The sequence below is a fragment of the Streptomyces sp. NPDC057939 genome (assembly GCF_042887545.1).
In the GTDB taxonomy this organism is placed as follows: Bacteria; Actinomycetota; Actinomycetes; order Streptomycetales; family Streptomycetaceae; genus Streptomyces.
Genome location: NZ_JBHVPG010000003.1, coordinates 81,407 through 94,260 on the forward strand (window position 1 = coordinate 81,407; position 12,854 = coordinate 94,260).

A 12,854-nucleotide genomic window follows, 5' to 3' on the forward strand; every position below is an offset into this window, starting at 1 on the left:
CGGGTCCCCTACGGGGCTCCCGGGACGACCAGGCCCGTCTCGTACGCCACGACCACGGCCTGGGCGCGGCTGTCCAGGTCGAGTTTGGTCATGGTCCGGTTGAGGTGGGTCTTGACCGTGGCCTCGCCGATGTGGAGCCGGCCGGCGATCTCGGTGTTGGACAGGCCCTTGGCGGCCAGGCGCAACACCTCCCGCTCGCGGGCCGTGAGGACGTCCAGGCCGGCCGGGGTGTCCGGCACCGCGTCGGCGCGGTTCACGTAGGACTCGATGAGGCGGCGGGTGACGCTGGGCGCGAAGAGCATGTCGCCCCGGGCCACGGCCGAGACCGCCTCGATCAGCCGCTCCGGCCCGGTGTCCTTGAGGAGGAAGCCGGCGGCGCCGGCGCGCAGGGCGGCGTACACGTACTCGTCGAGGTCGAAGGTGGTCAGGACCAGCACCCGGGGCAGGGGGTCCACCGCCTGGGCGAGGATCCGTTCGGTCGCCGCGGTGCCGTCCAGGCCGGGCATGCGGATGTCCATCAGGATGACGTCCGGCCGGGTGCGGGCGGCGACCTCGACCGCGCCCTCGCCGTCCTCGGCCTCGCCGACCACCTCGATGCCGGGCGCCGCCTGGAGCAGTGCCACGAGACCCGCGCGGATCAGGATCTGGTCGTCGACCACGAGGGTCCGGATCATGCCGGTGGCCGGTTCCGCGGTCCGGGGTAGGGCCCGGCCGGGACCGGGAGGGTGAGGCGCACGCGAAATCCCCCCTCGGTTCGTGGACCGGCTTCGACCGTTCCGCCGTAGAGCTTGGCCCGTTCCCGCATGCCGATCAAGCCGTGCCCGGACCCTGGGGCAACGTTGGCCGGATCCGGACGGTCATCGGGACCGCCCGCACCGTCGTCGGTGATCGTCACCAGCAGTCCGTGGGGCCGGTGGGAGACGAGGACCACGACGGCCGCGTGGCGCGCGTGCTTGATCACGTTGGTCAGTGCCTCCTGCACCACCCGGTACGCGCACAGTTCCACGCCGGGCGGCAGCGGCCCGGACTCCCCCTCGCTCCGCAGGTCGACGGCGACGCCCGCGGCCCGCACCCGTTCGGCCACCTCCCGCAGACCGGCCAGCCCGGGGATCGGGGCGTACGGGGCACTGCCCGCCTCGCCGTCCTCCACGTCCGCGGCGGAGCGCAACAGGGTCAGGATGCGGCGCAGTTCGCGCAGGGCCTCCTGGCTGGTCTCGGATATCGTCCCCAGGGCCGCGCGGGCCTTCTCCGGCGCGGTGGGGAAGACGTAACCGGCCATTCCCGCCTGGACGTTGATCACCGCCATGTGGTGCGCGACGACGTCGTGCAGCTCGCGGGCGATGCGCCGCTGCTCCTCGGAGACCGCCTGACGCTCGCGCCACTCCTGTTCCCGGTGCAAGCGGGCGGTGAGTGCGGCCAGTTGACCGTTGCGTTCGTCGAGGACGCGGGCGCCGTTGCCGAACATCCACACCACGGCCGGAACGCCCAGGGCCTGCACCACCGTGATGACCAGGCCGATTTCGGGGGCCGCCAACCCGCTGCAGAAGACGACGGCCGCGCACAGCGCGGCGCCGGCCGCGGCCGTGCGGGGCGGTCGCCGGGCGGCGACCCCGTACAGGGCGACTGCCGGGGCCCAGAAGTTCAGGGAGGGCTGGTAGCCGGCCGCGAGGTAGCAGGCGTAGCCGAGGCAGGAGGCGACCAGCGCGAACACCGGCGCGGACCTGCGGGCGGCGAGCGGCAGTGCGACCCAGGCGGTCAGCAGGTAGGCGGTGGTGTCGAAGGGCGGCCACCCGGGCGGGTGGTACTGCCGACCGGCGACGGCCGCGGCGGCGGTCACGCCCAGGGCCAACGCGGCGTCGGCCAACCGCGGATCGACGGAGCGGAGCCGGTCCGCCGGCCGGAGCCTGAAGCGCATCGGCGCACTTTACGCGGCGGTGTCGGACGCGGTCGTCATACCAGGGGTGGACCGCGCCGGGGCGCGGTACTGACGCAGGGGTTTACCGCGGGAGTCAACTTCGAGGTTGACGCCCTGAACCGGCATCCGGGAGACCGTACAGAGGTCCGAACGCACGCCGCCCGGTGTGCGGATCACTTCCCGGTCGATCACAGGGGGATCACATGCGGATCAAGCAGAGGGTGGGCGTCCTGACTGCGGGCGTCGCCATGGTGGCGGGCCTCGGGCTCACGGGGACGGCGGCCCAGGCCGCGCCCGCCCCGGCGACGGGCGGGGCCTCGGCGATGGCCTGCTCGACGTCGAACGCGGTCACGAAGAGGACGGGCAGCGTCGACTCCATCCGGATCGAGCTGCGCTACAGCACCTCCAGCCGCTGCGCCTGGGGCCGGATCCACAACGCCGACCCCGGCGACAAGGTGTGGGTGGACCGTTCCTCGAACGGAGGCGGCACCTGGACCGGCCCGATGGGCATGACCACGGTCAACTCCGGTACCGACACGCACACCCCCGCCTACGACGACGCGGGCTACGTGATGCGGGCCTGCGCCTGGAACGACACCACCGGCACCACGCGCTGTACCGGCTGGTACTGATGCTCCGGCCGCGCGGTCGCCCGTTCACGGGGGGCGAGCGACCGCGCGGCCGGTACCGGGAGCGGCGCGGCGGCGCCGCGTCGGGGACGTTCGTTCGCGGAGCGCACCGGAAGGGACGGGTCCGGCGTACGGTCGACGGACCGGCCGGGCCTCGACGGCCGGTCCGGTCCTCCTCGACGTCCTGACTCGGAGCCCGCCGATGCGCCTCTACGCACAGACCCCAGCCCGTCGGAGCCGCCAGGTGGTCGCGGACGTCATCGCCGTGGCCCTGGTGGCCGCCGCGGTGTGGTTCGCCCTGGCCGTCCACGACGCCATCATGAAGCTGGCCGAGCCGGGTCGGAGGGTCGAGAGCTCGGGTACCGGCCTCGCCACCGAACTCGGCAAGGCCGGCGACGCCGCCTCGGACGTGCCGCTCGTCGGCGGACTCCTGCGCAAGCCGCTCCGGTCCGCGGCCGACGCCAGTACCGGGCTCGCCGACGCGGGACAGTCGATGCAGGACGCCGTCGGCCAGGTGGCCACCCTGACCACGGCCGCCCTGATCGTCGTGCCCGTCGCCGTCGTCCTGTTGTTGTGGCTGCCCGCCCGCCTGCGCTGGATCCTGCGCGGCAACGCCGTACGGCGTCTCCTCGACGCGCCCGGAGGCACCGACCTGCTCGCCCTGCGTGCCCTCACCGGGCCTGCCCGCGACCTCGCCGCGCTCCGCGCACCCGAGGGCGGCCTCGCCGACGCCTGGCGCCGGGGGGACCGACAGGTCATCGGCGAGCTGGCCGAGGTGGCACTGAGGCGGGCCGGACTGCGGCCGTGACGGGCGGGGGGTCTCAGGCGGTGGCGGCGAGGCGCCGGTGTTCGAGGGCCGCGGCGATGACGTAGGCGCCGCCTCCCCCGACGGCGAGCACCCAGTAGAGGCCCGGGGTCGCGAGCGGGAGCGCCGCGGTGGAGATCAGGGCGAGCCACAGGCCGAGGCCGTAGTGCAACACGTTGCGGCGCACGGCGCCTTCGGCGAGGTAGAGCAGACCGACGACCAGCCCGGAGCCGGCGGGCCACAGCACGGATTGGAGCTGCGGTTCGTCGACGAGCGACGTGAGCCCGGTGATGGCGAGGAACAGGACGGTGAAGGCGGCGATCCAGGCCGTGCCGAGCAGCCTGCCGGAGAGGACCTCCGCGGCGGCGCCCTGTTGGGCCCGCGCGGCGGCGATCGTGGCGAGGACGATGCCGGCCACGAGCCCGCTCCAGAGGAGCGTCGGGGGCAGCCAACCGGGCAGCCCCAGCAGGGGTGCGGAGCCCTCGGTGAGCGCGGCGGCGCCGTGCCCGAGCACGTAGGCGAGGCCGAAGGCGAGATAGGCGGCGCGGTTGTCGACCTCGCGCGCACCCCGCGCGGGGTCGGCCCCGTTCCGGGCGGTGGCGTGGTCCGCCTGCGGGGACGGGGGGCGGACGTGGGCGACGGGCGGCGGGGCGGTTGCGGGGCCGGACATGGTGGGACCTCCATCGGGATCGGCGGGGTGGTGGGACGCCGCACGGACGGACGGCGCCGGACCATCGGTCCGGCGCCGTCGTACGGGCGGTCCTGCCGGGGACGCGGTCCACGCCGCGCCCCGGGGCGGTGCGGTGCGTCAGGCGCCCGCGAGGTCGAGGTCGGCGTCGGGGATCCAGGAGCCGTGGATGCCGGCGGTGACGCGGCGCGGCAGGTGGACGGTGGCGATCCGGTCGAGGCCGGAGGCGTCCAGGACCAGCAGCTGGGAGGCGTCCTGCTTGAGGTCGGACACCACGGTGAGGAGGTAGCCGTCGTCCTCGAGGGTGGCACCGGCGGCGGGCACGAACACGGCCTCGCTGGGCATCCGGGCGTCGCCGATCCGGTGGATGCGACGGGCTCCCGTGGTGCGGTCGTACTTGACGACCCCGTAGCCGCCGTAGCCCTCGTGGTCGGGGAATGACACGGCGTACTGGTAGCGGTGTTCGGCGCCCAGGAAGTTCTCGTTGAGGGTCGGGAACTCCACCGCGAGGTCGTCGATGATCTGTTCGTCGACGGTACCGGCCTTCATGTCGATCACCCAGCGGCGGGTGTAGGAGCGGGTGTTGGGCTCGGTCCCGCGACCGGGCGCGCCGACCCACCAGTTCCAGGAGAGCCGGAAGCCCTCGCGGTCGACGGTGGGGCCTTCCAGGACGATGTTGCCCTGGTCGTCCTCGTAGGCGTTGCCGACGTGCAGCATGTTGCCCGGCTCTATGGAGAACCAACGGATGTGCCGGGCGCCGTCCTCGCCGCGGGGCATCACGCCGATGCGGGCGGGCTGGTCGTCGCTCCAGCCGTAGGGGATGCCGGAGTGCTCCGCCGGGTCGAAGGTGACGTTGCCCTCGACGAAGACGACGTGGTGCCGGGTGATCGCGAAGTCGTGCTTGAGGGAGGCGGTCGCTCCCGGTATCTCGGCGGTCCGGATGATCGCGCCCTTGGCGTCGGCGACGTGGTAGGTCAGGAAGGGCGGGAACGGTGACGAGCCGAAGAAGTGGAGCTCGCCGGTGCGCGGGTCCTCCTTGGGGTGGGCGGTCATGGCGGTGCGCAGGGTGCCGTTGAAGTCGTAGGCGCCGACGGTGTCGAGGTCGGGGGTGAGCTCGAAGGGGAGGTTGGCCTCGCAGAGGGCGAGGAGGCGTCCGGCGTGTTCGATGACGTGGGTGCCGGCGGTGCTGGCGGTGAGGTCGGGGCCCGTGGCGGTCATGTAGGGGGCGCCGTCGAGGGCGGGGGTGTGGACCCAACGGTTGCGGTACCACTCGGCGCGACCGTCGCGCAGGCGGATCCCGTGGACCATGCCGCTGCCCTTGAACCAGTGGCTGGGGGTGACACCGGGCTTGGGGTTGTGGCTGTTGCGGATCAGCCGGCCGGTCAGTTCGGGGGGCAGGGTGCCTTCGACGGTGAGTCCGGTGGCGGACACCTCGTCGGTGACGGGGGTGTAGTGGCCGGTCAGGTAGGGCGCGGTGGTCATTTCGGGTCCTCGTGTCTCGTCGGCGCCGATGGTGGCAGTTGTCGTTGCTGTGGCTGTGGCTGTGGCCGGCGTTGGTCTCAAGCGGGCTGCTCGGCGCGCGCCTTGAGGCAGTCGAGCCAGTCCTGCAGGGACGTCCTCAGGGCGGTGGCGAGTTCGTCGACCGCGGCGTCGACGGGGTCGCCGCTCCAGGACTCCTCGGTGCGGACGACGACCCCGGTACCGGACGGCTCGAACGTCCATACGTGGATGCCGACGATGCCCTGGACGGTCCCGCCCCAGACGATGCGCCGTCCCGGTACGAGTTCGTGGATCGTGGAGGTGATGTCCAGCCCGTGGGTGAGCCAGGCGAACTCGGTTCCGACGGCCAACGGGCCGTCGAGCCGGGCCCGGTCGACGCCGGTGTTCCAGACGGGCCAGTTGTCGACGTCGGTGTGCAGCTCCCACACGGTGGCGGGAGCGGCTTCGATCGACGTCGTGAGGCTGACGACGACGGGGGCGGTCGTATCGACGGTGGTGTGCATGCGTGTCCTTGTCGGTGCTCGGTACGGATCGGGTCGGTACGGATCGGGTCGGTACGGGTCGGGTCGGTACGGGTCGGGCCGGGTCGGGTCGGGCCGGGTCGGGTCGGGCCGGGTCGTAAGGTTTCGGGTCGCGCGGTTTCGGGTCCTGCCCCCCCGTTCAGGCGGTCCCGGGTCGGCCTGCGGGCGTCCGGTCGCCGGCCCGCCCCTCCGGGACGGGCGGCTCGGACGGTGCCCCGGTCGGCGGCGTGGACGCCGGGAGGGCGGCTCCCGGACGGCGGGCAGGGCGGGTGAGCGGCAGGGCGAGGAGCGCGGTGGCGGCCAGGATCGCGGCGGAGACCGCGAACGCCGCCCGGTAGCCCGCGGTGAGGGCCTCCAGCGGGGGCTGGTGGGCGCCGGCGTGGGCGGTGACGGATCCCGCCAGGGTGGCGAGGGCCGCGAGTCCTATCACACCGCCGACCTGACGGGTGGTGTTCACCAGCCCACCGGCCAGGCCCGCGTCCTGCCGGGGCACGCCGTCCACGGCGAGCGCGGTCAGCTGGACGAAGCCGATGCTCAGGCCGAGGCCGACCAGAACGCTCGGACCGAGGACGTCGAGGAGGTAACTCCCGTCCGCGCTCATCCGGGACAGCCACAACAGGCCCGTGGCCTCGACGAGCAGGCCGCCGGTCAGGGTCGCCGTGACGCCGATCCGACCGGAGAGCCGGGGGGCCAGGACCGCCCCGAGCATGTTGGCCGCCGCGAGGGGGAGTTGTCCCGCCCCGGTGGCCAGGGGGCTCATGCCGAGGACCTGTTGCTGGTAGAGCGGCAGGAAGAAGAACAGGGCGATCCATACGGATCCCAGCAGCGCCATCAGAGCGTTGCCGGCGGCTATGCGGCCCGTGGTGAACATCCGGGGCGGGATCAGCGCGTCCGGCCGGCGGCGCTCGACCATGACGAAGAACACGAGCAGCACGAAGGCGCCCAGGAGGGCTGCCAGTACCCCGGGGTCCGTCCAGCCCGAGCCCCGTGCGCTGGTCAGGGCCCAGACGAGGCAGGTCAGGGCGAGGGTGACGGACGCCGTCCCCAGCAGGTCGAACCGTCCGGGTGCCCGGTCGGCCGACCGGGGCACGAGCGCCACCACGGCGACGAGGACCAGGAGGGTGCCGAGCGCGACGGCGTGGAAGACCCAGGGCCAGCCCCATGCCTGGGTGAGCAGCCCGCCCAGCAGGACTCCGCTCGCTCCCCCGGCGCCGGAGACCGCGCCCCACACCCCCAGTGCCCTGCCCCGTCCGGGGCCGGACGGGAACAGGTCCATCGTCAGGGCCAGCGCGGCGGGAGCGATGGCGGCGGCGCCGGCGCCCTGCACGACCCGGGCGACGACGAGCAGGCCCGGGGAGTCGGCGAGCCCCGCCGTCAGCGAGGCCCCCGCGAACACCGTGAGGCCGGCGATCAGCAGCCGGCGGCGACCGAGCAGGTCCCCCGCCCGGCCTCCGGCCAGGAGCAGCGCACCGAACGCCAGGCTGTAGGCGTTGACCACCCAGGTGGTGCCGCCGTCCGACAGCCCCACCCCCGACCGGATCTGCGGCAGCGCCACGTTCACGATCGAGGTCGCCAGCATCACGGTGAACTGCGCGGCGGCCAGCGCCGCGAGCGCGGCTCCCCGTCGGGGTGCGGCGGCGGCCTCGCCGTTCGTGCGTCCAAGGTTCATGACGCACAGCCTCGTGTCGGGCGGTGTCCACTTTCCATGCCCGGCGCCGCCGACGACTGTCCAGTCCTGTCCGCACCTGTCCACCCGGCCCGGCCACGAACGCACTCGACCCGCGGGCGCACCCGCCACGGGTCAGCCGGTCCGTTTCCCGAGATCATCACCGGTCCCGCACGGCCTGGATGAGGTGACGGCGTGGCAACGATCCTGCGGCACCCTCGACCTGGACGCGTATGGGATTGGTGGGCCGTGGATGCTCACGGCTTCCTCGTGCGGTTGGGCTGTGGGCCTGCCCCGGAACACTTGCTCACGCACGTGGATCGCGTCGACGCCGCGGCTGCCTGGGTCGAGGAGAACCGCCCTGCGTGGTTCGACGACGGTGCCGCGCCGCTCCACGGCTTCGACTGCGATGGCGAGCTTCCGACCTACACCCGCAACGGTGTCCCGGACTTCCCCTTGCGACTGTCCGACGCACCGGCAGCCATCGCGGACGTTGCGGCCCTGGTCGAACTGCACCGGGCAGTGGGAGACATCCGGACGATCCACCTCGACGAGGGATGGGTCAGGGCCCCTAGGCCGGGTTCTCCGGGCCGACGGGCGGAAATCGCGGCGAGGCGGCATCCGGCACGGGCCACGCCGGCGATCTTGTCGTGGGTCGCTCAGGCCGGGTCGGTCGGGAAGTCGTCCCAGGCCATCGAGCTCATCCTCCAGCCGGCGGGTGTCCGGACGAACTGGGTCGTCTTGCGGCCCGCGCCCTCGTACCGCTCGCCTTCGAGGAAGCCGGACTTGCGGTACTCGCTGAACCGGTGCGCCACCGACTGGAAGATCTCCGTGCGTTCGGCGACCTCCCATTCACGGAACTCGGTGAGGGTGCCGTCGGTCAGGATCCTCTCCCGGGGTTCGATGAACCCGTCGAGGTCGTAGACGACGGGTTCGCCCCCGACGTTCTTGATGATCATCCCCTGGGGGATGAACACCTCCCGGACCGCCTCCAACCTCGGGCGTCGGCCTCCGGTGTTGGTGAACGCACCGAGGAACGTCAGCATCAGTCGGTCGAGTTCGCGCTTCACGTCGGACACCGGCACATCCTCGCGCACCTCCCCGCGCCGGACAACGATCCCACCGGAGTGGTAGCCCAAAGCGTTCACGCCATCACTTTCCGTGAGAAACGGAGGATGGATTCCACTCGCCGTGGGCAGAACTGGTCCATGGACACGGACACACCCGGATGGCTGCGGCGCCTCACGCGCCGCCTCACTCCCAAGGGGGGCGGCGGCGCAGCGGCGGTCCTCGCGCCGCGTCGCGCCCCCGCCTTCACCGCCGACTTCGCCTCCCCCACCCAATGGATCGCCGGACGCTCGTGGGCGTATCCCGGCGGCGGCCCCGTCAACCCGCGCGACAACAAGCTCGACCACCTGACGGCCGACCCGTCCTACAGCCGCACCGGCGTCTTCCGGGCGACCCTGCGCCCCGACGGGAACTGGGACAGCGGCCTGCTCACCACCGAGGGCAGCGACGAGGGCTTCATGGTGCGCACGGGCGACGTGTTGGAAGCCCGCGTGAAACTGCCCGTCGAGCGGGGGGCGTGGCCCGCGATCTGGACCTGGCGGGACGGCGGCCAGGAGATCGACGTCTTCGAGTACCACCCCGACAACCCTGATCTGCTGGAGCTCTCCAACCACGTCCGGGAGGGCCACCGGTACCACCGCGACCCGTCCGTGCGGCCCGGCGGCTGGGTGGACCTGAAGGTCGAGTTCGGTCGCAACTCGGTCATCTGGTGGGTCAACGGCGCACGCGTCTTCAGCGACGGCAGGGGGGTGGGCCGCACCTGGCGCGCGTACCTGATCGTCAACCTGTCGGTGTGCGCCGGCAGGTACCACCCGGCACCCGATCCCTCGGCCACCGAGATGTCGTACGAGGTCTCCCAGCTGAGGGTGTACCGGCGCTAGGTGTATTGACCCGCAGGGTTGTTCACACGGCTGATGGGTGGGTTGCCGTCGAGTGCGGTGTGGCAGCGGTGATGGTTGTAGGTGTGGAGGAAGTCTGTCAGCGCCGCTGTCCGTTCATCATTCGAGGTGTAGGGCCGCAGGTAGGCCCACTCGTCGAGCAGGGTTCGGTTGAAGCGTTCGACCTTGCCGTTGGTCTGGGGCCGGTAGGCGCGGGTGAGTTTGCCGGTGGCGCCGAGGTCGCCCAGGACGTTCTTCCAGGCCAGGCCCTTGCGGTAGGCCCACGCGTTGTCCGTGAGGACTCGTTCGATGCGGGTGATGCCCTGGGTGTGGAAGAACGCGGCCGCGCGGGCCAGGAAGCCCGCGCAGGTCGCGACTTTCTCGTTGTCGTGGATCTCGCTGTAGGCGAGGCGGGAGTGGTCGTCGACCGCGGAGTGGATGTAGTCGAAGCCCATCCGGCTGCGGGTGGCCCGGCCGGCCTGGCGGCCCAGAACCTTGTGGCCGCCGCCGTCGGGGATCCGGCCGAGTTTCTTCACGTCCACGTGGATGAGTTCGCCCGGGTGGTCGCGTTCGTAGCGGCGGATCACGGTGCCGGTGGGGCGGTCGATCCAGGCGAGGCGGTGCAGGCCGTGGCGGGTCAGGATCCGGTGGACGGTCGAGGCGGGCAGGCCCCGGATCGGGCCGATCCGGGCGGGGCCGAGCTTGCGTGCCCGCCGCAGGTCACAGACCTTGGCCTCGACGGCGGCGGGGGTTCGGTGCGGAGTGGTGCGGGGCCGGCTGGAGCGGTCGTGGAGCCCGGCCTCGCCTTCTGCCCGCCACCGGCGCATCCATTTGTGGGCGGTGGCCCGCGATATGCCCATCTCGGCGGCCACGTGGGCGACCGGCCGGCCCGAGCGGACACGTTCGACCAGCAGTTGCCTTCCGAGGACGGTCAGCCGGGCATTACGGTGGGACACGAAGACCTCCGTTGCGCAATGGGTTCCTAGACAGCTCCCACCACACCGGAGGTCTTCGCCATGTTCAAGACCCGCCGAGTGTCAACAACGCTCGTGATCAATACACCTAGGGGGTGTCGTCAAAGAGGGTTGAGCCAGAGGAACAGGGAGGCGATGGTGACCGCGGCTTCGTATGACTCGCGGGTTTTGTCGTAGCGAGTGGCGATGCCGCGCCACTGTTTCAAGCGGTTGAAGCAGCGCTCGACGACGTTGCGCTTCTTGTAGAGCTGCTTGTCGAAACCGCAGGGGCGGCCGCCGGTTCGGCCTTTGCGTCGTCGGTTGGCGCGCTGGTCGCGGCGTTCGGGGATGGTGTGTCCGATCCCGCGTTTGCGCAGGTAGGCGCGTATCTTGCGGGAGCTGTAGCCCTTGTCGCCCAGGATGTGGTCCGGGCGGGTCCGAGGCCTGCCGGGTCCGAGTCGGATGACCTTGATCGCGTCCATCACCTGCTCGAAGTGGGTGCAGTCGGCCGCGTTGCCGCCCGTGAGGACGAAGCCGAGGGGCCGGCCGCGTCCGTCGCAGACCAGGTGGATTTTGGTCGTCAGTCCGCCTCTGGACCGTCCGAGGGCGTGATCGTGTACTTCGTCCCCCGCCCCTGCCCCTTTTTACGGGCGCCGGCGGCATGTTGATGGGCCCGGGCGACGGTGGAGTCGACCGACACCAGCCAGTCGATGTCACCGGCCGTATCGGCCTCCACCTGGACCGCCGCCAACATTCTCGTGAACGTTCCATCCAGGGCCCACCTGCGGAAACGCGTGTAGAGGGTCTGCCAGGGCCCGTATCTCGCAGGCACGTCACGCCAAGCCGTGCCTGTCCGCAGCTTCCACACAATGCCGTTCAACACCACCCGATCATCCAACCGGGGCCGCCCTGATAACGCTTGCGACAGCACTTCCCACTCGGCATCCGTGAGCTCATGACGACGCACCATGCCGACATGATGCCCCCTCAGGACCCTTTGAAGACACCCCCTAAGCCCGGAGCCCGGTGCTGATCGGGTCCGCGTCTACTGCTGCCCTTCACCCTTCGGGGTCCTGGCCGAGCGCTTTGGCCTCACCGTCGAACAGGTCGCGGCACTCGCGACCTAGCTGGTATCCAAGGACGCGGCCGCCGTCTCCCAGCCGAGGTAGGAACCGCCATGTTCGACGCCCCCGCACCCGCCGTCGTCGACCGGATGCTGGCCGCCCAGCGGCACGCCGCCGACCGGTTCGGCCTGCGCGCCACCGGCCACCGGGTGTGGGGGTACCAGGGCCGAACCCTTTCCTCGGCCGCCGGCCCGCACTGGCTGCGCGTGGTCTGCGCCGAGGCCTGCACCGGGGGCGGCAAACTGTGGGACGGCCCCTCCACCTCCCGCACCCTCCCCGAATCGGTGCCCCGCCCCGGCCTGTTCCGCATCCGGGACTGGACCACCGACGGCATCAAAGATCCGCATCACCCCAGGCTGCGCCGCGGCAACGAAGAACACCACCGTCCGGGTGCCGAACAATCCGCCCACGCCGAGGGCGACCGGCTACGGAGCAGGCGACTCCTCGATGTGCTGCTCCAGACGCTCCTTCGCCGGCCGCGAATCACGCACCACCTTCAACGTGGTTCGAGCAACCTCCACGACAGCACAGACGCCGACGAGAGCCGAGAAAACCCGGAACGGCACCCACCCATCCTCAAGCACCGAAAACCCACAGACGGCAACCACCAGCCACCAGAACGCGGTCTTCCGCACCCACAGCTCGATCCAATCCCCCACAACACACCCCAACCACAAAACCAGCAGCCACCACGGGTGCCTAACCCCATCATCAAGCACCCGGAACCAACCATGATCCACCGGAGGCGGGTTCCCACGCCACGCGTGCTTAGGAGAGACATGCCCGGGAGGCGCTCTCAACGACGCGGGGCCGACATCCAAGGGGTCGAACGAGGGGCCGGGCCGGCCCTTCGGGCCGAAGGCCTGCGCTTCGCTTCGGACTGGTTCGGGCTTCGCCCGAACGGCCCGCTACGCGGGCTGAGGTGATCCCGTTTCACGGGGTCCGGGCCTTCGGCCCGTTTGGAGGCCCGGACCGCTCCCCCACCCTGGGTCCTTCCGGCTTCGCCTCCTGGACCGGCCCACCCCGCGGGCGGCTCGCGCTGACCACTCACATCGTCCGGGCGGGTTCCTCTCGTGCGAAGCTCCCGAGGTTGGCGCCGCTGACCCG

The 12,854-nt window shown here is 71.8% G+C and carries 13 protein-coding genes; 4 read left to right on the forward strand and 9 right to left on the reverse strand.

Annotated elements, in window-relative coordinates:
• Nucleotides 1-8 precede the first annotated feature (8 nt).
• The gene (locus ACFVS6_RS04725; RefSeq protein WP_389700630.1) at nt 9-674 is read right to left on the reverse strand and encodes a response regulator; all 666 of its coding nucleotides are present in this window, start codon (nt 672-674) and stop codon (nt 9-11) included.
• Complete coding sequence (locus tag ACFVS6_RS04730; protein WP_389700632.1) at nt 671-1,915, reverse strand: sensor histidine kinase; 1,245 nt, start codon at nt 1,913-1,915, stop codon at nt 671-673. The genes ACFVS6_RS04725 and ACFVS6_RS04730 overlap by 4 nt, the downstream gene beginning before the upstream one ends.
• A gap of 203 nt (nt 1,916-2,118) precedes the next feature.
• Between ACFVS6_RS04730 and ACFVS6_RS04735 the strand changes: the two genes are divergently transcribed.
• Nucleotides 2,119-2,547: a DUF2690 domain-containing protein gene (locus ACFVS6_RS04735; RefSeq protein WP_389700634.1), complete on the forward strand. Its 429-nt coding sequence runs from the start codon at nt 2,119-2,121 to the stop codon at nt 2,545-2,547.
• Between the two features lie 199 nt (nt 2,548-2,746).
• Nucleotides 2,747-3,352, forward strand: a complete 606-nt coding sequence (locus tag ACFVS6_RS04740; protein ID WP_389700636.1) for a hypothetical protein — start codon at nt 2,747-2,749, stop codon at nt 3,350-3,352.
• A 13-nt stretch (nt 3,353-3,365) separates the two neighbouring features.
• Here the strand turns inward: ACFVS6_RS04740 and ACFVS6_RS04745 are convergent, their stop codons facing one another.
• From ACFVS6_RS04745 to ACFVS6_RS04765, 5 genes are all read right to left on the reverse strand, one after another.
• Nucleotides 3,366-4,019 carry an ABC transporter permease gene (locus tag ACFVS6_RS04745; RefSeq protein WP_389700638.1) on the reverse strand — a complete coding sequence of 218 codons (654 nt, stop codon included), beginning with the start codon at nt 4,017-4,019 and terminating at the stop codon, nt 3,366-3,368.
• 138 nt (nt 4,020-4,157) lie between these two features.
• Nucleotides 4,158-5,519, reverse strand: coding sequence for a carotenoid oxygenase family protein (locus ACFVS6_RS04750; RefSeq protein WP_389700640.1), 1,362 nt, complete (start codon nt 5,517-5,519; stop codon nt 4,158-4,160).
• A gap of 77 nt (nt 5,520-5,596) precedes the next feature.
• A complete protein-coding gene (locus ACFVS6_RS04755; RefSeq protein ID WP_389700642.1) occupies nt 5,597-6,040 on the reverse strand; it encodes an SRPBCC family protein in 444 nt (147 codons plus the stop codon).
• 157 nt (nt 6,041-6,197) lie between these two features.
• Complete coding sequence (locus tag ACFVS6_RS04760; RefSeq protein WP_389700643.1) at nt 6,198-7,727, reverse strand: MFS transporter; 1,530 nt, start codon at nt 7,725-7,727, stop codon at nt 6,198-6,200.
• Between the two features lie 656 nt (nt 7,728-8,383).
• Complete coding sequence (locus ACFVS6_RS04765) at nt 8,384-8,803, reverse strand: DUF4440 domain-containing protein (protein ID WP_389700645.1); 420 nt, start codon at nt 8,801-8,803, stop codon at nt 8,384-8,386.
• 129 nt (nt 8,804-8,932) lie between these two features.
• On the opposite strand from ACFVS6_RS04765, the gene ACFVS6_RS04770 reads away from it, so the two are divergent.
• Nucleotides 8,933-9,673, forward strand: coding sequence for a beta-glucanase (locus tag ACFVS6_RS04770; RefSeq protein WP_389700646.1), 741 nt, complete (start codon nt 8,933-8,935; stop codon nt 9,671-9,673).
• Here ACFVS6_RS04770 and ACFVS6_RS04775 read toward each other — a convergent pair.
• Nucleotides 9,670-10,626, reverse strand: a complete 957-nt coding sequence (locus ACFVS6_RS04775; RefSeq protein ID WP_389700648.1) for an IS481 family transposase — start codon at nt 10,624-10,626, stop codon at nt 9,670-9,672. The genes ACFVS6_RS04770 and ACFVS6_RS04775 overlap by 4 nt on opposite strands.
• 119 nt (nt 10,627-10,745) lie before the next feature.
• Nucleotides 10,746-11,593, reverse strand: a protein-coding gene (locus ACFVS6_RS04780) for an IS5 family transposase (protein ID WP_389700649.1) whose coding sequence is annotated in 2 segments (ribosomal slippage) — nt 10,746-11,257 and nt 11,257-11,593 — 849 coding nt in all. Because the reading frame shifts where the segments join, the coding sequence is not laid out codon by codon here.
• 207 nt (nt 11,594-11,800) lie between these two features.
• On the opposite strand from ACFVS6_RS04780, the gene ACFVS6_RS04785 reads away from it, so the two are divergent.
• Nucleotides 11,801-12,673 carry a hypothetical protein gene (locus ACFVS6_RS04785; protein ID WP_389700651.1) on the forward strand — a complete coding sequence of 291 codons (873 nt, stop codon included), beginning with the start codon at nt 11,801-11,803 and terminating at the stop codon, nt 12,671-12,673.
• Nucleotides 12,674-12,854 lie beyond the last annotated feature (181 nt).